14 protein-coding genes and 1 pseudogene are annotated in these 19339 nt (G+C 38.4%); 9 read left to right on the top strand and 6 right to left on the bottom strand.

Going from position 1 to position 19339, the window contains the following annotated elements; genetic code table 11:
* Positions 1–71 precede the first annotated feature (71 nt).
* Positions 72–1022 carry a DUF3530 family protein gene (locus tag H5089_RS02430; RefSeq protein WP_182711402.1) on the top strand — a complete coding sequence of 317 codons (951 nt, stop codon included), beginning with the start codon at positions 72–74 and terminating at the stop codon, positions 1020–1022.
* Here the strand turns inward: H5089_RS02430 and djlA are convergent.
* From djlA to H5089_RS02415, 3 genes are read right to left on the bottom strand one after another with little or no spacing between them, the layout of a single operon-like run.
* Positions 1005–1871, bottom strand: a complete 867-nt coding sequence (gene djlA / locus H5089_RS02425) for a co-chaperone DjlA (RefSeq protein WP_002960826.1) — start codon at positions 1869–1871, stop codon at positions 1005–1007. The two genes, H5089_RS02430 and djlA, sit on opposite strands and share 18 nt — an antisense overlap.
* Positions 1872–1902: 31 nt before the next feature.
* Positions 1903–2559: an N-acetylmuramate alpha-1-phosphate uridylyltransferase MurU gene (gene murU, locus H5089_RS02420; RefSeq protein ID WP_182711401.1), complete on the bottom strand. Its 657-nt coding sequence runs from the start codon at positions 2557–2559 to the stop codon at positions 1903–1905.
* Positions 2556–3557 carry an aminoglycoside phosphotransferase family protein gene (locus H5089_RS02415; RefSeq protein WP_182711400.1) on the bottom strand — a complete coding sequence of 334 codons (1002 nt, stop codon included), beginning with the start codon at positions 3555–3557 and terminating at the stop codon, positions 2556–2558. Before H5089_RS02415 ends, murU begins: the two co-directional genes overlap by 4 nt.
* A gap of 100 nt (positions 3558–3657) precedes the next feature.
* Between H5089_RS02415 and lptD the strand changes: the two genes are divergently transcribed.
* From lptD to H5089_RS02375, 8 genes are all read left to right on the top strand, one after another.
* Positions 3658–5910: an LPS assembly protein LptD gene (gene lptD / locus H5089_RS02410; protein ID WP_039485527.1), complete on the top strand. Its 2253-nt coding sequence runs from the start codon at positions 3658–3660 to the stop codon at positions 5908–5910.
* A gap of 30 nt (positions 5911–5940) precedes the next feature.
* Positions 5941–7236 carry a peptidylprolyl isomerase SurA gene (surA, locus tag H5089_RS02405; RefSeq protein ID WP_149602106.1) on the top strand — a complete coding sequence of 432 codons (1296 nt, stop codon included), beginning with the start codon at positions 5941–5943 and terminating at the stop codon, positions 7234–7236.
* Positions 7237–7238: 2 nt separating this feature from the next.
* Positions 7239–8231 carry a 4-hydroxythreonine-4-phosphate dehydrogenase PdxA gene (gene pdxA, locus H5089_RS02400; protein ID WP_024589800.1) on the top strand — a complete coding sequence of 331 codons (993 nt, stop codon included), beginning with the start codon at positions 7239–7241 and terminating at the stop codon, positions 8229–8231.
* Positions 8228–9034 (top strand): 16S rRNA (adenine(1518)-N(6)/adenine(1519)-N(6))-dimethyltransferase RsmA, encoded by an 807-nt coding sequence (gene rsmA, locus H5089_RS02395; protein ID WP_002960838.1) that lies wholly within the window; start codon positions 8228–8230, stop codon positions 9032–9034. Before pdxA ends, rsmA begins: the two co-directional genes overlap by 4 nt.
* Positions 9018–9407 (top strand): Co2+/Mg2+ efflux protein ApaG, encoded by a 390-nt coding sequence (apaG, locus tag H5089_RS02390; RefSeq protein WP_002960839.1) that lies wholly within the window; start codon positions 9018–9020, stop codon positions 9405–9407. Before rsmA ends, apaG begins: the two co-directional genes overlap by 17 nt.
* An 8-nt stretch (positions 9408–9415) precedes the next feature.
* Positions 9416–10234 carry a symmetrical bis(5'-nucleosyl)-tetraphosphatase gene (locus H5089_RS02385; RefSeq protein ID WP_182711399.1) on the top strand — a complete coding sequence of 273 codons (819 nt, stop codon included), beginning with the start codon at positions 9416–9418 and terminating at the stop codon, positions 10232–10234.
* 136 nt (positions 10235–10370) lie between these two features.
* A complete protein-coding gene (locus H5089_RS02380) occupies positions 10371–12386 on the top strand; it encodes a methyl-accepting chemotaxis protein (protein ID WP_182711398.1) in 2016 nt (671 codons plus the stop codon).
* A 568-nt stretch (positions 12387–12954) separates the two neighbouring features.
* Positions 12955–14397, top strand: a complete 1443-nt coding sequence (locus H5089_RS02375; RefSeq protein WP_182711397.1) for a capsule assembly Wzi family protein — start codon at positions 12955–12957, stop codon at positions 14395–14397.
* A 283-nt stretch (positions 14398–14680) separates the two neighbouring features.
* Here H5089_RS02375 and H5089_RS02370 read toward each other — a convergent pair.
* The 3 genes and pseudogenes from H5089_RS02370 to H5089_RS02360 form a co-directional block, all read right to left on the bottom strand.
* A pseudogene (locus tag H5089_RS02370) lies at positions 14681–15301 on the bottom strand (NAD-dependent epimerase/dehydratase family protein); the annotation flags it as partial.
* Between the two features lie 543 nt (positions 15302–15844).
* A complete protein-coding gene (locus H5089_RS02365; protein ID WP_182711396.1) occupies positions 15845–17770 on the bottom strand; it encodes an acyltransferase family protein in 1926 nt (641 codons plus the stop codon).
* A 524-nt stretch (positions 17771–18294) separates the two neighbouring features.
* Positions 18295–19302: an NAD-dependent epimerase gene (locus H5089_RS02360; RefSeq protein WP_182711395.1), complete on the bottom strand. Its 1008-nt coding sequence runs from the start codon at positions 19300–19302 to the stop codon at positions 18295–18297.
* Positions 19303–19339 lie beyond the last annotated feature (37 nt).

The raw sequence follows: 19339 nt of genomic DNA, 5'->3' as shown, positions 1-19339 counted from the left end.
TACTTCGTAAATTATTAAACTTTTAGATAACTTTGCCGATACCTAACTAATTGTCATTAGTTAGGTGCGTTATGCTATTTTCACGGTTTTTAAAAGGCGCTTTTTATATACAGCTCAGCTGTGCGCTACTTTTAGCTAACCCTATCAGCGCGGCAGAACATATTGCCCCACCGAGTCTATCAAGTATTGAAAATAGCGACATTGAGCGACTTCTTCCAAGCGATGAAATAAAACCAATATTAGCGGGTGAAACAGAATTTTTAAGTCTTTATAGCGAATATATGAGCGCTGATTTTAGAGGAGTAGTATTACTTATACCAGACTGGCACTCTACCCCAACCAACAACTCAGGCATGAGCTACTTGCGTAAAGAGCTTAATAATTTAGGTTACAGCACCTACGCAATGACAGTACCCGACATTGATTGGCAAGCAAGTAAAATGGCCAAAGCTACGCCTAATGAAGCAGATTCAGCGCCTAGTAAAGCCGAGGAATCTGCATCACCCGACACAGCAACAAACGCACAATCACAGCCTGCAAAAATAAAAGAAGAACCTCATTATGTTAATGCAATTGATAAAGTAACCGATGACATACTTGATAACTATAAAATAAATCTCATTTCTCGGTTTAATGCGCTGTATCAAACCGCTATGGAAGATTCGAGTAATATAGTGGTTATAGCACAAGGTACAAGTGCGGGTGTGTTGTTGGAGTACTATGCAGATTTTCCAGATGAGAGACTAGATGCGTTTATAAGTTTAAGCAGTTACTTACCTAATACTAAACGTAACGAAAGTTTGAGCCAAACAGCGTCACTTGTTACACCCGCCTTGCTTGATATTTACTATGCAAATGACAGCACAGACATTTTAATGAGCCTTAAAAATCGTCAGCGCTGGGTTGAGCGAAATGCAAAATTTGATTACCGCCAACGCCAATTGTTTGGCCTGCGCGATCAACCCGATCAACACGCACGCCTAACAAAAGAAATAGACGGGTTTTTACGCCGACTTTTTTAAATACTCATAAGCGGCTTGAATATCTTGGCTCTTTTTAACAGCCAGTTCCATCATGTGCTTTGGTAAACCTTGCGATACTAATTTATCTGGATGATGTTGCGACATAAGTTTACGGTACGCTACTTTTATATCACGCTGCGTTGCATCGCTATTTAAGCCTAATAACGCCAATGCTTGCGCACGGTTCATATTATTATTTGGCGGTACATGATGGCCAGAACCCTCACGATAGCTACTACTTTGACCTTGGCTTTGTTGCTGCTGATTAAAGCGCTGTTGTTGCTTTCTAAAGTTAAACTCAGCTTGATAACGTTTTAATACAAATGCAAAGTGTGTTTTAGAAATGCCTAGCTGTTTACTTACTTCTGCTAATAATTGCTTTTCTTGTTCGGCTAATACCCCGTCAGAAAACGCCATTTGTATTTGTATTTCTAAAAACAACTGTATTAAATCGTTTCGTTTAGCAAAGCGTTCTTTAAAATCGTGTACTGTTTCTTTAAGTGAAAAGTCGCTCTCTTTACCTGACTGAAATGCATGTTGTGCTTCGCGGCGTTCTTCGCCCTTTAAGCCCATTTCGTCCATGAACAAGTTAGCCGCTTTTATGTGTATTTCGCTCACTCGGCCATTCGATTTTGCAATGTGCCCCATAACAGCAAAGCAGCTTGAAAAGAATAAAGCTTGGCGCTCGTGAACATCGTCACCACTAAATAAGCTAGAAAAACCGCCTGCTTTATCAAAGTTATTTTTTAAGCTTTTATCAAATAAATGACCTAGGTATAAACCTAAAATAGCACCAAATATTTTGCCAAACATAAAGCCAAAACAAAAACCGAGAATTTTTCCCCACATCTATAATACTGCCTTCTTAAAAATTGAGTTGTTACGCCTTAAGGCGCATGTTTAATTGGTTTAAACGCTCTGGTGTACCAATGTCATCCCACTGCCCTATGTAGAGCTCAGTAGAGACTAAATGTTCATTTAGCTTTTCACGTAAAATAGGCCCTAAAGGGCGAATACCTTGCGTTAATCCTTTAAAAAAATCAGCCTGATAGCGGCCAATCCCCGAAAAGGTATATTTTTGACTCTCGGCCGATAAATGGCTCAATGCAAAGTCGCCATCAGGATTGTGTGGCGGGTTTTCTATAAGCACTATGTGCGCCTCACCGGGTTGCAAATGAAGTTGCATTAGCGCACTTACATCGTAGTCGGTGTATACATCGCCATTAACTACAATAAACGAGTCGCCCAACAACGGTAACGCTTCAATAATACCGCCGGCTGTTTCAAGGCCACCTTCAACTTCTTGGCTATAAAGTATATTTACGCCAAATTGGCTGCCATCTTTAAAATAGTCTTTAATTTTATCACCCTGCCACGCAAGGTTTATTACAATATCGGTAATGCCGGCTGCTTTAAGGTTATTTATATGGTGCTCAATAAGTGGTTTTTCTGCCACTTTTAACATTGGCTTTGGCATATTTTGCGTTAGCGGCATCATTCTTTGCCCGCGTCCTGCAGCTAAAATCATCGCTTTCATGAGCGCTCCTTTGCCAACTTTTCAGTCACTTTTGGCACTATGGTATTTTTTGTCCACTCACTCAATGCTTTAAGCTCTGGGTAATTTGCTGCTACTTCAATAATGTAATCAAGCGTCGGTAAAATATTATCTAAATAACCTGTTTTACCATCGCGCAAATATAATCGACAAAATATACCCGCAGCTTTTAAGTGGCGCTGTAATCCGGTTAAATCAAACCAATATTTAAACTCATCAAATGAAGTGTTAGCCAGTAAATTTTGAACTGTAAATTCTTGATAAGCAAAATCAAGTAAACTTGTTAACTCTTGCTCTGGCAATTTAAAGTAGCAATCGCGCAGTAGCGATACTAAGTCGTAGCAAAGCGGCCCGCGTACAGCATCTTGATAATCTATAATGGCCCACTGCCCGTTACTGTTCATAATATTACGGCTATGGTAATCACGATGAACGGTAACCGTAGGTTGCTCAAGCATCGCCTTTATTAATAGCTCTAAACTTGTTTGCCACATTATTTTTTGTTCGGCACTGAGTGGCTCATTAATAAAGTCGCTTACTAACCACTGGCTAAATATATCAAGCTCTAGCTTTATAAAATCTTCGTTATACGCTTGCATAGCATAAGCTGTGGGCGTTTTTGCCCACTGAGCACTTAAACTAATTAATGCTTGGTAATGCTCGGTGCGGTTTGCATCATCAAGCATGTCAGCTAGGTGCGTACTGCCTAAATCACTGAGAATAAAAAAGCCCTGTTTCTCATCACTTGCAATAATAGTGGGAAGTAAAAAACCTTGCTCAACAAACACCTGGTTTAGCGAAATGTAAGGTTCGTTATTCACTTTTTTTGGATCTGAGTCCATCACTATTAAATGTTTATTATCGTGATTTAAACGATAATAACGGCGAAAGCTAGCATCCCCCGTGATCGCGTTTAAAGTATGCGACTTGGCATTAAGGTGTGTGTTTATAAATTGTTGTAAATTCTCAAAGCGTGTCATTTTATTAGATATCTATTTTTATAGGTCAATTACTGTAATTGCCATTATTTTCCTTTATTATGTGTATATTATATTAAACACAAAGTATTAAGGTCGATAAATGAGCAAAACCTGGGGCATATTGATGCTAAGCGTAGTTAGCGCACCATCGCTTGCCGAAACTGAACTGGCACACAACCTTTGTGGCATTTCAATGCAAACCAGAGCTTGGCAACCACTTGAAGGCCTTAACCTTGGTGAAGTTGATATCCAAGCTGATGATGTTGAGCTACTTGGCACTCAAAGCGCTGAATTTACCGGCAATGTTGATATTAACACCCTTAAGATGAGTTTGTCCGCACAAACTGCGCTGATAGACAAACAGCGTGGTTTATTAAATGCAACGGGGCCAATTACTTATCAAGACTACGTAAGTAAAGTAAACAGCACCGGATTAAATGCCGATTTAAATAATTCAGAAGTCAGTTTGTTAGGCGCCGACTACAGTCTAACCGAACAACAAGGTAAAGGCGGCGCTGAAAAGCTCACTGTTAATCAGTCTGGCCTATTACTCATGAATGCAAGCTTTACTACTTGCCCAAGTGACACCCCAGCATGGGAAATTGAAGCTGACGAAATAAACCTTTCACGCGAAGAAGGCTGGGGCGAAACATATAACGCCGTATTGCGTATTTTAGATACACCAGTTCTATATTTACCCTATTTTACATTCCCGCTAGATGAACGCCGTAAATCGGGATTACTTACCCCGACTATTTCAAGCTCTGACAAATACGGCCTTGAAACAATTACGCCTTACTATTTAAATATTGCACCTAATTTTGATGCCACTATTACGCCTCGTTATATGTCTAACAAAGGGCTGCAGTTACAAACAGAATTTAGATACCTAACAGAGCAACACGAAGGCTTAGTAGGGATTGAATACTTAGATAGTGATGATTCTGAGCCTGATTTGAATGAACGCTACATGTTTCATTGGCAACAGCAAAGCTACCTAGGTGAAAACTGGCGCGCAAACGTTGATGTAACCAATGTGAGCGATGATAACTACATCACCGACTTAACTTCAAACTACGCAAGTAAAACCGATACTCAATTGTATCGTACTGGTTCACTTACCCATTTAGGTGATACATGGCGCACTGATATTAAAGTGCAAAACTTTGAAGTACTCGGCGATCACTTAGAGTCATACACTGCAATACCACAAGTTAATTTTACGCAAACAGCGCCTTGGCGTTTTGATAATTTTGACTTTAGTGTGTCGGGCGAGATTAGCCATTTTACTAATGATTCATCAGAAGTGGCCATAGACAGCGCAACTCGTGTACACGTAGAGCCAAAAGCACGCTACAACTACGCTACGCATGCGTGGTCATTTTTATCTGAAGTGAGCTTATTACAAACTAATTATAAGCAAAGCGGAAACTTAACCGGCACGCAATACAGCGATACTGTATCGCGTACTATCCCAAAAGTACGTTTGTACTCTCAGCTTAATTTTGAGCGTGACGCATCTTACTTTTTTGAAGATGGTATACAAACACTAGAACCGCAAATTCAGTATTTATATACACCTAATAAAGATCAGTCAGACATTGGCTTGTTTGATACAACCAAACTGCAAGATGATTATTATGGTTTATTTAGAGACGTGCGCTTTTCGGGTGTTGACCGTATAGCAGCTGCTAATCAGTTTACTTTAGGTGCGACAACGCGCTTATTTGATAAAAAACAAGAAGAAGTGTTTAACTTTAGTGCGGGCCAAATATTTTATTTAAGTGACGATGCCAAGCCAACAGAGCAAGGCTTAAACTCAGACACTAATTATAATGCACTATTTGCAGCTCAAACCATGTTACATTGGCACCGCCGTTGGTACCTCGCTGGAGGTATTCAATATGATACAGATGGCAAGCAAATGGTACAGTCAAATGTAACGCTTGATTATAAAGGTGATAATAATCAGCTAGTACAATTGAACCATCGCTATGCAAATGATGTCTCAGGAAATACAATCGAGCAAGCAGGTGTATTTACAAGTATTCCTATTAGCGACGAATGGCAATTTATTGCGAGCTATCATCGAGATCTTGAAAACAACAGAAGTATCGAAGTATTGAGCGGATTACAGTATGAATCATGCTGTTGGGCTATCCAAATTACTGGCCATCGCCAAATTGAAACTGATTTAAATCAGTCAATAGGACAAGAACAAGCAACTTTTGATTCAGGTATTAGTTTGAATTTTGTATTAAAAGGACTTGGCAGTAAAAGCCGTTATGATGCACAAAAATTATTACAACAAGGTATTTTTGGCTATCGTAGACCGTATTTTCTTAGTAACTAGAGTACTATCAGCAAGAGTAGTAAAAAGAATATGAATTTAAAAAAATTATTAACATCAGCAGTTTTAAGTGCCAGCCTTTGTCAAAGTGTAATGGCTGCACCAGTAGAAATAGATAAAGTTATTGGCGTTGTAAACCAAGGCGTAATTTTAAAAAGCGAAGTAGACACCATAATTGATCGTGTTAAAAAGCAAGCACAAGAACAAGGCCAGCAATTACCAAAAGATGAAACACTTCGTGTACAAGCTGTAGAGCGTTTAGTTAATCAAGCGCTTATGATGCAAATGGCTGATCGTATGGGGTTACAAATCTCAGACAGCCAACTCGATCAAACTCTCGCTAACATGGCAAAAGAGCAAGGCGGAACAATCGCCGACTTACGCCGCACTATTGAAGGTTCGGGCGAAAGCTTTCAAGCTTACCGTGAAGAAATTCGTAAAGAAATCACAACGCAGCAAGTAACACGTGCAAGCGTTGATCGTCGTATTTATATTAGCGAACAAGAAGTTGATAACCTTTTAAAAATTATGGAAACCCAAGGTCAAAGTGCTGAAGAGTACGACATTGGTCATATTTTAATAGATATCCCTAACGATGCGACAGCTGACGAAATTGCTGATGCAAAAACACGTGCAGATAAAGTTATTGAGCTATTAAACGATGGCCAAGAGTTTAAGCGTATTGCTATTTCATCATCAAGCGGCTCTAAAGCACTTGAAGGTGGACAACTTGGTTACATGGGCATTAACGAAATGCCATCGCTTTTTGCTGAAGCAGTAAAAGGCCAAAAGAAAGGCGCTATTGTTGGCCCACTTCGCTCTGGTGCTGGTTTTCATATCATTAAAGTACAAGACGTTCGTGGTCTACAAGTTGTAGAAACAACTGAAGTACGTTCACGCCATATACTTATTAAACCTTCAATTATTTTAAGTGAAGAAAAAGCACGCTCAATGCTTGCAGGCTTTGCGAAAGACTTACGTGCAGGAACAGCCGACTTTGGTGAACTTGCTAAAGAGTACTCAGAAGATCCTGGCTCTGCACTTAAAGGTGGCGAGTACGATTGGACAGATCCAACTACCTACGTACCTGCGTTTAAAGATACATTACTTTCTCTTAAAGAAAATGAAATAAGCGAACCGTTTAGAACACAGTTTGGTTGGCATATTGTGCAGTTACTTGGCAAACGTGTAGCTGATAAAACTGAACTAGCTAAACGTAACCGTGCTCATGGCATGTTGTTTAACCGTAAATTTAAGGAAGAAAGTTTTAACTGGCAGCAAGAAATGCGCGAGCAAGCTCACGTTGAAATTTTCCCTATAGACCAATAAATATGACTCTAAGAATTGCTATTACACCGGGTGAACCAGCCGGTATTGGCCCAGATTTGCTACTCACGCTTGCTCAGCAAGCGTGGGACGCTCAACTTATAGCGATTGCTGATGGCAAACTATTAAAAGAGCGTGCAAAGCATTTAGGCTTAACAATAAACTTAATTGAATTTGATGATAATGCCCCCGCCATAGCAGCACCTGCGGGCAGTTTGTATATTCATCAGGTTGATTTAGGTGCGGATGTAGAGCTTGGCGTACTAAACGACGGTAACGGCCAATACGTGTTAGATACCTTGCGTATAGCAAGTGAAAAAAACATGGATGGCACGTTCGATGCGGTTGTTACGGGCCCTGTTCACAAAGGCATTATTAACAAAGCGGGCATTTCATTTAGCGGACACACTGAGTATTTTGCGCAGCAATCAAATACTGCAGATGTAGTTATGATGCTTGCAACTGAAGGTTTACGTGTTGCACTTGTAACCACGCATATTCCTCTTGCGTATGTATCGCGTGCCATTACTCCTGAGCGCTTAACTAAAGTAGCGGGTATTTTAAATCACGACTTACAAACTAAGTTTGGGATAGAAAAACCACGTATTTTAGTGTGTGGCTTAAACCCACATGCAGGTGAAGATGGCCATTTAGGCCGTGAAGAAATAGAAACAATCACCCCAACGCTTGAAATACTTAGAAGCGAAGGGATGAATTTAATTGGCCCACTACCGGCCGATACCTTATTTCAACATAAATACCTATCTGAAGCAGATGCAGTACTTGCTATGTATCACGATCAGGGATTACCTGTGCTAAAATACAAAGGATTTGGTAAATCGGTAAATATTACCCTTGGCTTACCATTTATCCGCACCTCAGTTGACCACGGTACTGCTCTCGATTTAGCAGGGACTGGTACAGCTGACGTTGGCAGTTTTGAATTAGCGATCCGCGAAGCAATTAAGCTCGCCCAAGAAAAAGCACAAAATCAATGACCGATAAAGTACATTTAGGACACCGCGCTCGTAAGCGTTTTGGGCAAAACTTTTTATTTGATGAATCTATCATCGATAAAATAGTCTCTGCGATTGATCCTAAACCAGAAGACAACTTAGTAGAAATTGGCCCAGGCCTTGGCGCAATTACTGAGCCAGTAGCCGACTTAAGCGGCCATTTAACGGTTGTTGAATTAGATAAAGACTTAGCACAACGATTAATTGAACACCCATTTTTGGGTCCTAAATTAACCGTTAACCAAGGCGATGCAATGACGTTTGACTTTGCAAGCTTGGTTCGCGATGACAAAAAATTAAAAGTGTTTGGTAACTTACCTTACAATATTTCGACACCGTTATTGTTTCACCTTTTTGAATTTTCAGATCATATTGAGCACATGCACTTTATGCTTCAAAAAGAAGTAGTAAAACGCATGGTAGCAGGCCCAGGTAGTAAAACATTTGGTCGCTTAAGCGTAATGACTCAATACTACTGTAATGCAATGCCGGTTGTTGAAGTACCACCTGAGTGCTTTAAACCAGCGCCAAAAGTTGACTCTGCTGTTATTCGTTTAATACCTAAAAAGCCAGAGCAACGTACAGCAAAAAGCGTTAAAATTTTAAACACCGTGTGTTTAGAAGCATTTAACCAGCGCCGTAAAACGCTACGAAATAGTTTAGGTAACTTACTTACCGCAGAAGAACTAACTAGCATTGGCATTGATATAACGCTGCGTGCTGAGCGCTTATCTTTACAACAATTTATTGATATAGCTAACTGGATTTATGACAACAAGCAGTAACATTGGATCGCCTGTAAAGGTATCTGTAGAAACATTTTACGTAGAAGGCCAATCTCAACCTGAGCTTGAAAAATACGTATTTGCTTACTCGGTAACAATTAAAAACCATAGTTTATGCAGTGCAAAATTACTGAGCCGCTATTGGTTAATTACCGATGCAAATGGCAAACAAGTAGAAGTTGAAGGCGAAGGCGTTGTTGGCGAAATGCCAGATATTGGCCCAGGCGAAAGCTATAAATACACCAGCGGTGCAATTTTAGATACACCTGTAGGCACTATGCAAGGCCATTACACGTTACGCAACGAGTTTGGCTCTGAGTTTCAGGCGCCTATTAATGTGTTTCGTTTGGCTTGCCCTAACATTTTGCATTAAGCACTTAGATGGCAGATTATGCGATAGGTGATTTACAAGGGTGTTTTAGTGAATTTAACACCCTTTTACAACGGGTTGATTTTAACCCAAGTAAAGATCACCTATATTTAGTTGGCGACATAGTTGCTCGCGGGCCAGACTCCCTAGCCTGCTTAGACTATATTTACCAACATCAAAATAGCATGACCATTACTTTAGGCAATCACGACCTTCACATGGTTGCCTGCTACTTTCTTAACAAACCCACTAATCCAAAAGATAAATTAAACTCAATATTTGAAAGCCCTAAATTGGCTAACTACATCGCTTTTTTACAAACCCAGCCATTGGCTTTAGAGCTTATAAAACATAACTGTTTTATATCTCACGCGGGGTTAAATCCCGATTGGTCTGTTGAAGATGCGCTAAAACAAGCTCAATTTGCACAAAGCTGTTATCAATCAAGTAACGCAAAAGCGTTTTTTGAACACATGTATCAGGCTCACCCCGCTAGGTGGTCTAACACCCTTGATGACTTTGCAAAGTTTAGATACATAGTTAATTACTTTACCCGCATGCGTTTTTTAACAAGTGATAACAAACTCGAGCTTAATGCAAAGGGTGCAATAACCGATAGCCAAACATTAACCCCTTGGTTTAACCATCCTAATATAGCTAAAACTAAACACGATATTATTTTTGGCCACTGGGCCGCGCTTGAAGGTAGAACAGATAATCCAAGGGTTCACGCCTTAGATACGGGCTGTGTATGGGGTAACACCATGACCCTAATGGAGCTAAGTACAAAAAAAATTATTGTAGAAAAATCCCACCTTTCGTCTAAATAAACTGAAAAAAAACAATACATCTGTTAGATTTATAAATTAATAGTTAAAATTAGTTAAAGTAATTGATTTTAATTACTTAACTTATTGGTACAAACGCCGATAAGTTTTAATTGAAGTACTTTTGAGTGGAAACCTTATGAACCTGACAGTAAGCCAACGTATTTGGGGTGGTTTTATATTTATCACACTATTATTATTAATAATTGGTGGTAACTCCTTAATAAAAATTGCAAATATTGACCGTTCCACTCAAAAAGTGAACCAACTATCACTCCCTGCATTAAATAAAAGCTCTGAGCTGCAAGCCGAATTTATTTTAATGAGTAAAGCCGCTCAAGCTAGCTTTTACACGACATCCGCCAATGAGCTTGCGCCAATAAAAGCACAAGTTCTTGAGCAAAAACAATTGTTCAACACGCTGCACCGTGAACTTCAAGACGTAGTAAAAAATGATGCAACGCTTAATCAAAGTAGCCAGAACGTAGAAAAAACCTACTTAAGCTTTTTAAGCACCGTTGAAAACTTATTAGAAGATAAAAGCAAACAGCTAGCATTAAATAAAACATTAAAAGCACAATTAGAAAATATAGAACTAAGTGCAGAAGATGCTAACTCTGTTGTACTCGATATTACCGACATTGACGGGTTTGAGCAAAACCACCCTCGCGCTTATCAAGCTGCAAACAATTTAGAAAACAACTTTATGTCGGTAGTTAGTAACAGCACCGACATGCTAACCGTTAAAACGCTTAATACTCTCGATATTGTTAAAAACGAGCAAACTTATTACCTAGAAGAAGTAACGCGTACTATTGCATTAATTAAACCTGCGATTGAGCAAACTCACAGCGATTTATATTCAAGCTTAAAAGAGTATGTTGATACTTTAGAAAACAACATAAAAGGTAGCAGCGGTTTAGCTGCAAACAAAAAACGATTAATTGACTCGATTACGCTAACAGAGACAGAGCTTGCCCAGTCAGAGCAAGCCACCAAAATGGCACTTAACCAAATTGATGAGTTAGTTAATCAAGCAAGTGATGTTGCGTTTAAATTACAGCAAGGCGTGCGCAGCGACGTAGACTCAGCAAACTTATGGACGTGGGTTGGTATGATTATAGCCACCCTTTTAGCTGTAGCGATTGCTATTATTACTGTTAGCCGCATTACTAAACCACTTGCTGAAGTTAACCGAATTTTAGATATTGTTGCCAGTGGCGACATGACACAGCGTTTAGACGACAGCGCTAAAGACGAGTTTGGCGAACTATCTAAAAGCTGTAACACGCTAATTGACAGCCTACGCAGCCTAATTAAAGGTATTATTTCGCGTTCCACTCAACTTGCAGCAGCATCAGAGCAAACATCGGCCATTACCTCAGAATCAAGCCAAGCAATTCGTAACCAACAAGCACAAGTTGAACAAGCAGCCACTGCAACAACCGAAATGAGCAGTACATCGCAAACGGTTAGCAACAGCGCTCAACAAGCACTTAGCGAAATTAAAAATGCGGATAAAGAAGCTGAACGCGTTAAAGGTATTTCGAATAACAACAAAGCAACGATTGAGCAATTAGCACGTGAAGTAGACGACGCCTCACAAGTAATTAATAAACTACATCAAGATAGCGCATCAATAGGCAGCATATTAGATGTAATACGCGGCATAGCGGATCAAACTAACCTACTTGCTCTAAATGCCGCAATTGAAGCGGCACGCGCTGGTGAATATGGCCGAGGCTTTGCTGTTGTAGCAGACGAAGTACGCTCTCTAGCGAGTAAAACTCAAGAGTCGACCCAAGAGATACAATCAATGATTGAATCGCTACAAACAGGCGCAGAAGCTGCAGTAACGGCAATGAGTAAAGGTAAGCAACGTGCCGTATCGTGTGTTGAGCAAACAGACCTAGCAAGTAGTGCTCTTGATTCAATTACATTTGCGGTTTCGCAAGCTCACGACGTAAGTGAAGAAATTTCGACTGCAGCACTTGAGCAACAACAAGTAGCGCAAGAAATTAGCGAACGCCTTGAGTCGATTGTAGCCATAGCAGAGCAAACAGCCGAAGGCGCAAATCAAACTAATATTTCAAGTTCAGAAGTAGCAAAACTTGCTGAAGAACTTCGCTTGTCGGTAGACGAATTTAAAGTTTAAGTTTATTAAAACAATTAAAAAACCCCGATGGTACAATGTACCATCGGAGTTTTTATTTATCAGGACTTTAAAAGTGAGATGTAAAACTTTACCGGTAAGCACCTAGCTTGCTCACGTAAAAAACACAGCTTTTAATATTTATCTTACCTACTTTTGCCTTATCTAAAGCGCAGCGCCCTCTTAGCCTCTTTGTGAATAGATTACTTAAAACCTTATTGCACAAAGAGAAGCAAAAGAGGAGTAAATGAGAAAACATAAAACATAAAACATAGTAATTATGTATTTTTACTTCTCTAAAGCGCAGCGCCCTCTTAACCTCTTTGTGAATAAATTACTTATAAATCTATTTTTTGTAGGTATAACTTATTAAATGCGTTCACCGCCTGCTTTATAGCAAAACACTACATGCAAGAATGCGCTCAATTTAACGCATAGTCTATCACCCGCGAATGATAGCTTGCTTCTATATCCCCACTAAAATATCGCTTTTTTCTTCCTTACTTAGGCGTTTATTGCTAACCTCGCGTTAACGTTTTTACTTAAACAAATTTTTGCTAACGGAATAATTATGCTCAAAAAAATATCACTGTTTATCGGGATGGCAATCAGTGCGAATTCTGTTGCTAAAGGTGGTGTGTCACCTTATTTACCTTTAAATCAAGCCCCAGAACTTGAGCACCAAGTACAACGACTTTTAGCCGTAAGTAAAAATACACATATTATGAGTAAGCCTTATAAAGCTCACGATATTTATAGAGTGCTGCAAACAGTAAGGCATACTTACCCAGAACTATATCAAACACTTTCGTACCAACTTAGCCCTTACATTCAAAGCGATGCAGGTACATTTGCAAAAGTAACACTTGCTGCAGGCACAAAAGATAAAACACTGCCTAACCAACGCGGCCAAACTACTAAAACCAACTTAATAGTTGAAGGCGGCGCTTATGCTAACTTCGGGCGTTATTTTGGTGTAAGTGTTGCTGGCATAGCCAACGAAGACGAAATATTACCTACACAAAGCTTTTTTTACCTTGGTAATAAGTACGCGCAGCTAGATATAGGTTACCGAGAACATTGGTACTCACCTTTTAACGACAGTGCCATGCTATTAAGCACACACGCTAAAACAACACCTTCTATAACGCTTAGTAATGTAGAGCCAATAACCAGCTTTAATATTCGTTACGATATGTTTATTAGTAAAATGACAGAGCAAAGCGGAATTTTAAAAGAAGGTAGGCAAACAGGAGTCGCTAACGTATATGAGCCAGGTAAGCCTTATTTATTTGGCTTACACACTAGCTTTGCAGCAACCGATAACTTAACAATAGGCTTAAGCCGTTTAATGCAGTTTGGTGGTGGCCCACGTAGCGTTACTTTAAAAGACTTTACAGAAGGGTTTTTTAGCCCTGGTAGCAAAGACAATGTTGGTCGTAATGATGCCGATGAGCTTGGAGAAAATTTTGAGCTTGGGGATCAACTAGGTTCAATTACATTCGCATACAATAACAGTATTTACGCACTGCCTTATGAGTTATACGGTGAAGTAGCACTTGAAGACACCCTAGGTGGCTCTCGTAATAATGCATATAGCTTTGGCCTTTATTTACCTTTTATTGCTAACAACCACAGTTTACGCTTTGAGCACAGTAACTTACAACAAAGCTTTTATAGCAACCGACTGTATCTAGATGGTAATCGTAATTCAGGTAATGTTATTGGTCATTGGCTAGGTGACGAACACGCCTATACAGACTACACACCAGCTAAATCAATGAGCATAAACTGGCATTGGCAATTAAGTAAAATAGAAAGCTTAAATACCACCATTCGCATGCTTGAAAATAAACGAGATGGTTATAAAACAAGTTACGAACTGCAAACAGCGTATACACGCAAGTTAAGTAAACCAATAATGGGCGCTAAAAGTTGGGGAGCTGAGCTGTATCAAGGAAAGGATGTATACGGGGAAACATTTGCTAGATTAGGTGTATTTGCTAATTTTTAACACCCTGTAGGTGCGAATTTACTTCGCGCTTATCTAACTTAGCTTTATCAAAGCGAGGTATAAACCTCACCTACAATATATGCACCCTGTAGGTGCGAATTTACTTCGCGCTCATGTAATTTAACTCTACCAAAGCGAGGTATAAAACCTCACCTACAACATATGCCACCCTGTAGGTGCGAATTTACTTCGTGCTCATCTAATTTAACTTTAGTTAAGCAAAAAACACTGTCACAAATTGAAAGCAGTGTTTATTAAATGACTTACAAATTGTAACCTTTATTTATAAAAAATCTTTATACCACTTAATAAGCTCACTTACGCCTTGCTTAACAACAACTTGCGCTTTATAGCCTGTCGCATTAAATAAATCTGTTGTATCAGCATAAGTTTTATAAACATCATCGGCTTGCATTTCACGGAAGTTCTTTTTAGCTTCAATAGCTTCTATAAACTTTATCAGGTTTATTGGGCTACCGTGACCAATATTATAAACCGCATACGGAGCAGAACTAGAAGCTGGCGAACCAGTTTCAACAACAGGTATAACATCGGCAGCACGAACAACGCCTTCTACTATGTCATCTATGTAAGTAAAGTCACGCCACATATCGCTATTGTTGTTTGTATCAATAGTGTCGCCGGCAAGTATTTTTTTAGTAAAAATATACGGTGCCATATCCGGATGACCCCATGGGCCATAAACAGTAAAAGAGCGTAAACCTGTTGTAGGTAAGCTATATAAATGAGAATAGCTATGCGCCATTAGCTCATTCGTTTTTTTAATAGCAGCATAAAACGACACTGGGTGATCAACACAGTAGGTTGTTTCAAAAGGTGTTTCTTCGTTTAAGCCATATACAGAGCTTGATGAAGCATAAACTAAGTGCTTGTTAGCATAACATTTCTTTCTTAATGGGTGGCCAAAACCAGTGTACCACTAAATTAACTGATTTGTGGATTGGTGTAGCGATGAACACTTATACAGCTGCATCAAATTTGTCACACCAAATAAGCGTCATTTAGGATTAGATAAAGCGGTACTAGCGAAACATCACAAGGTAAATGAAATGGCGAAATTACAGAACCCAAGTCGTTGGCCATGAAAATCTCGAGGTTGGACAATGAAGTAAATTAAAATTCAGAGAAAAAAGAAATGCGGGCTGCATAAGATCTAATTTAATGTGACAACTAACTCAAAAAACTTCGCTAGTCCAGCCATCGAAATTGTAGCTCAATAGCCTTGCTGAGCAACAAAATTCCTGAGCCACTATTACTTTGAAACGTTAAACAAAGCTAGGTATCATTATCTATACGCATACATAACTAATCGGCGATAGGCTATTTAACAGCCATTATCAATGTGAGTTAAAGTGTATGGATAATGATAAAATACAGTAATTGTAACAACTACTGTATTTCTTAACTTATTTATAAGATAATTACCCTAGTTTAGCTGAAAGTAGTTCATTATAGTTTCATATTCATTTCTTTTCATGAAATAGCCAGCAGAGCTTTTAGAACCAAGCATAGATATATGAGCACCATCTAGACTATAAGGCACAGAGATTCCATTTTTAGTAAAGACATTTCCCTTTTCATATAGCAACTCTCTATTGATAAAATGAACATTAGAGTATTGATAAGATAATTTTTCCAAAAGTTCATTACCTTTATTCATTAATATATCGTTGTCTTCAATTTCATCAATATTGAAAGGAAAGTCGAAGTAAATACTTCTATAAAAGCTGTCTAAAGGGTTTTTCTTATACTTATGAGGAGCAGCCATAATAAATATATTAATTCCAAGCTTAGCTGATCTCTCAATTATTGACTCGACATCATTAAATTGTTTTTTTTCTAAAGCCTCACCCCAAGCACCTGCAAATATAATGTTTTTATATTTATTTAGGTTTTCTTTTAAATAACCTCTATTTAAAAGGCATTGCTTATAACCTAAATGAGTTTTGGGACCTGTAAAATTTTCCGTCAGAGAAGGCATACACCAATTTGTAACTATAGATTGAAATGATGCATTATTAGCTTTAAAAATTTCATCGAAAAAGGGTTCATTATGCCCAGCATAAGAGTCGCCAAATAATAATGTAGACGTAGGCTTTCCTTTAATGCCTAAATAGCAATTTGTGCCTTTCTCTAGATCTACTAGGGCACTATTACTTTCAGAGCGACTAAATGCATTAAAGCAATATCCATTACTTCTTAATGGGATTACAAGTTCTTCTTTTATGTTCTCGAAATCGGCAGTCAAATTAAATCGAGATGTAAAACCCTGTGATATAAAAGTAAAGCTACCCATTAAACCAACGGCTAGTACCATATATAATGGTTTAAACTTTAAATAGCTAAACAATGTATTAAAGTCATTTCTAAATTTTTTGTTTTCAATAAATTTATTACTCATAAAACCTAGTAAAACCGATAGAATAATACCCAGATAAATAAAGTTGTCGTTTAAAGAAAAAGAATAAATAACCACAACAAAAGGCCAGTGCCATAAATAAATTGAATAAGACCATGCCCCTATTTTTTGTGATAATAAATTGCTTGTAATAAAGCTTTTTTCTCGTTGTGCTTGAATTATAAAATAAGTACCAACTACTGGAAATAACGCTAAGTATCCGGGCCAATAGTTATCTTTTGAAATAAATAAGTAGGAAAAAATAATTAAGAATAAACCTGTTAGTTCCAATGATTTTTTACCAATTTCCTTTAAATTTTTAAAAGGGTATAGATAAGCAATACCACCAACCATCATCTCCCAGGCTCTTGTTGGTAACAAGTAATAAGATGCGTTTGGCCATTTATAAGTTGCTATTACACAAAGTATGAAGCCTATAACTGTTGCTAATAAAATTGTAATTTTAATTTTGTCCAAGCTCATTAGCTTTCGAAGCGAAACAAGGACTAGCGGATAAATAATATAAAACTGCCACTCGACAGACAGTGACCAAGTATGAAGCAGCCATTTTTTGTGTGACGCTTCATCGAAATAGCCAGACTCATTCCAATAAATTACATTTGATAGAAAGCCCATACTACTACTTGCATGACTACCTAATGATTTATACTCTATTGGAGTGAGGTAAAACCAACCTAGTATTAATAAAACCAAACAAAGTACAGATAATGCAGGGACAATTCGATTTGCACGCGAAACATAAAACTTTAAAATAGAAAAAGTCTCTTTCTCTATTCCTTTGAATATTATTCCAGTCATTAAAAAACCAGAGATAACAAAAAACACGTCAACTCCAGCAAAACCGCCAGGCATCCAAGCGGCCTTAAAGTGAAACAATACAACTGCAAATACTGCGATTGCCCTGAGTCCATTTATATCTTCTCTAAATTTCAAAATCTAGCCCTGTTTTAAACTAATTAATATGTAATTTTAAAGGATAAATAAAGAGGCTCCCCGGTAAATATGGTATCCCTCCCGTTTTTAATAATACTAGAAAGTATAAGTTAAGCAGCCATTTGTGGTGGCTTACATCATTGACACGATGTGACCTTTCATGATTATAAACCGCAACTATTTGGTTCCATAGTATTGGGTAGTATTTAGTAACCTGTGCTATTTCAGTATTATTAAAAATAGCAGGAGCAGTATATTACTCAACCTTTCGGCTTCAACAAAATATTAGCTGAAATTCGGGCTATTAAAAAAGTAGAGCTGTAGAGCTCCCGTATATAGCACGCCATTTATAAACGTAGCGCCGATATTAACTATTAAGGGATTATCTTACAGGGGAAGTGTACTGAAATAAAAAGAGTCTCAGCCAGACCCCTTCACTCAGATACTTTCACAATAACTGCTTTAGGTTAGCAATATAATGCATCAAAAATATAACTAATAAGATTAACTATCAGCATTTGAACTTACTTATTATAAAAACCTTTGTACCAAGTGATGAACTCAGTAACGCCCTCTTTAATACCTACTTGTGGTTTATAGCCAGTTGCTGTAAATAAGTCTTGAGTGTCAGCATAGGTTTGGTATACATCACCTGGCTGCATTTCACGGAATTCTTTCTTCGCTTCTATTCTAAGTTCATCTTCAATAGCTTTAACAAAATCCATTAAGCTAATGGGTGAACCATGACCAATGTTATATACAGCGTAAGGTGCAGAACTTGAAGCTGGCGTACCTTGCTCTACTGTCCATTGGTCATTACGACTTGGTACAACATCAGCAATACGGACAACGCCCTCTACTATATCGACTACGTGGGTAAAGTCACGCCACATGTCGCCATTGTTATTAATATCAATAGCATCACCATCTAATATTTTCTTCGTAAAGATAAATGGTGCCATATCTGGACGGCCCCACGAGCCATACACGGTAAAAAAACGTAAACCTGTTGTTGGAATATTGTATAAATGCGAATAGCTGTGTGACATCAACTCATTTGCTTTTTTAGTCGCAGCGTATAAGGAAACTGGGTGGTCAACTGAGTCTGACGTCTCAAATGGTACCTTAGCATTTAAGCCATACACAGAGCTTGATGAAGCATAAATCAGGTGCTTCACTTTAGTTTGGCGACAGCCTTCTAGAATATTTAAGTGGCCTACTAAGTTAGAATCGGCGTAAGCATCTGGGTTTTCTATTGAATACCTAACACCGGCTTGCGCTGCCAAATGTATTACTTTATCAAACAGCTGTGTTTTAAATAACTCGCTCATTGCAGGGCGTGCACTTATATCAAGCTTAATAAATGTAAACGCTTCATGGCTTTCAAACTGCGCTAAACGAGCTAGTTTTAAACTTACATCGTAATAGTCGTTAAGGTTATCAATACCGACTACTACATGGCCAGCTGCTAACAATTTTTGACATGTTGCCGCGCCAATAAAACCAGCAGCACCCGTTACTAAATATTTCATAATTTCCTAATCTTTAAGCTGATAAAGTTGAAAGTTG

It is taken from the genome of Pseudoalteromonas sp. SR45-1 (assembly GCF_014163655.1).
Classification (GTDB): Bacteria; Pseudomonadota; Gammaproteobacteria; order Enterobacterales; family Alteromonadaceae; genus Pseudoalteromonas; species Pseudoalteromonas distincta.
This window is presented reverse-complemented; position numbering and strand designations above follow the sequence as displayed.

Excerpts from the sequence above, each read along its gene's own strand:
- H5089_RS02430 (WP_182711402.1), top strand. The coding sequence starts at position 72 with ATGCTATTTTCACGGTTTTTAAAAGGCGCTTTTTATATACAGCTCAGC.
- djlA (WP_002960826.1), bottom strand. The coding sequence starts at position 1,871 with ATGTGGGGAAAAATTCTCGGTTTTTGTTTTGGCTTTATGTTTGGCAAA.
- murU (WP_182711401.1), bottom strand. The coding sequence starts at position 2,559 with ATGAAAGCGATGATTTTAGCTGCAGGACGCGGGCAAAGAATGATGCCG.
- H5089_RS02415 (WP_182711400.1), bottom strand. The coding sequence starts at position 3,557 with ATGACACGCTTTGAGAATTTACAACAATTTATAAACACACACCTTAAT.
- lptD (WP_039485527.1), top strand. The coding sequence starts at position 3,658 with ATGAGCAAAACCTGGGGCATATTGATGCTAAGCGTAGTTAGCGCACCA.
- surA (WP_149602106.1), top strand. The coding sequence starts at position 5,941 with ATGAATTTAAAAAAATTATTAACATCAGCAGTTTTAAGTGCCAGCCTT.
- pdxA (WP_024589800.1), top strand. The coding sequence starts at position 7,239 with ATGACTCTAAGAATTGCTATTACACCGGGTGAACCAGCCGGTATTGGC.
- rsmA (WP_002960838.1), top strand. The coding sequence starts at position 8,228 with ATGACCGATAAAGTACATTTAGGACACCGCGCTCGTAAGCGTTTTGGG.
- apaG (WP_002960839.1), top strand. The coding sequence starts at position 9,018 with ATGACAACAAGCAGTAACATTGGATCGCCTGTAAAGGTATCTGTAGAA.
- H5089_RS02385 (WP_182711399.1), top strand. The coding sequence starts at position 9,416 with ATGGCAGATTATGCGATAGGTGATTTACAAGGGTGTTTTAGTGAATTT.
- H5089_RS02380 (WP_182711398.1), top strand. The coding sequence starts at position 10,371 with ATGAACCTGACAGTAAGCCAACGTATTTGGGGTGGTTTTATATTTATC.
- H5089_RS02375 (WP_182711397.1), top strand. The coding sequence starts at position 12,955 with ATGCTCAAAAAAATATCACTGTTTATCGGGATGGCAATCAGTGCGAAT.
- H5089_RS02360 (WP_182711395.1), bottom strand. The coding sequence starts at position 19,302 with ATGAAATATTTAGTAACGGGTGCTGCTGGTTTTATTGGCGCGGCAACA.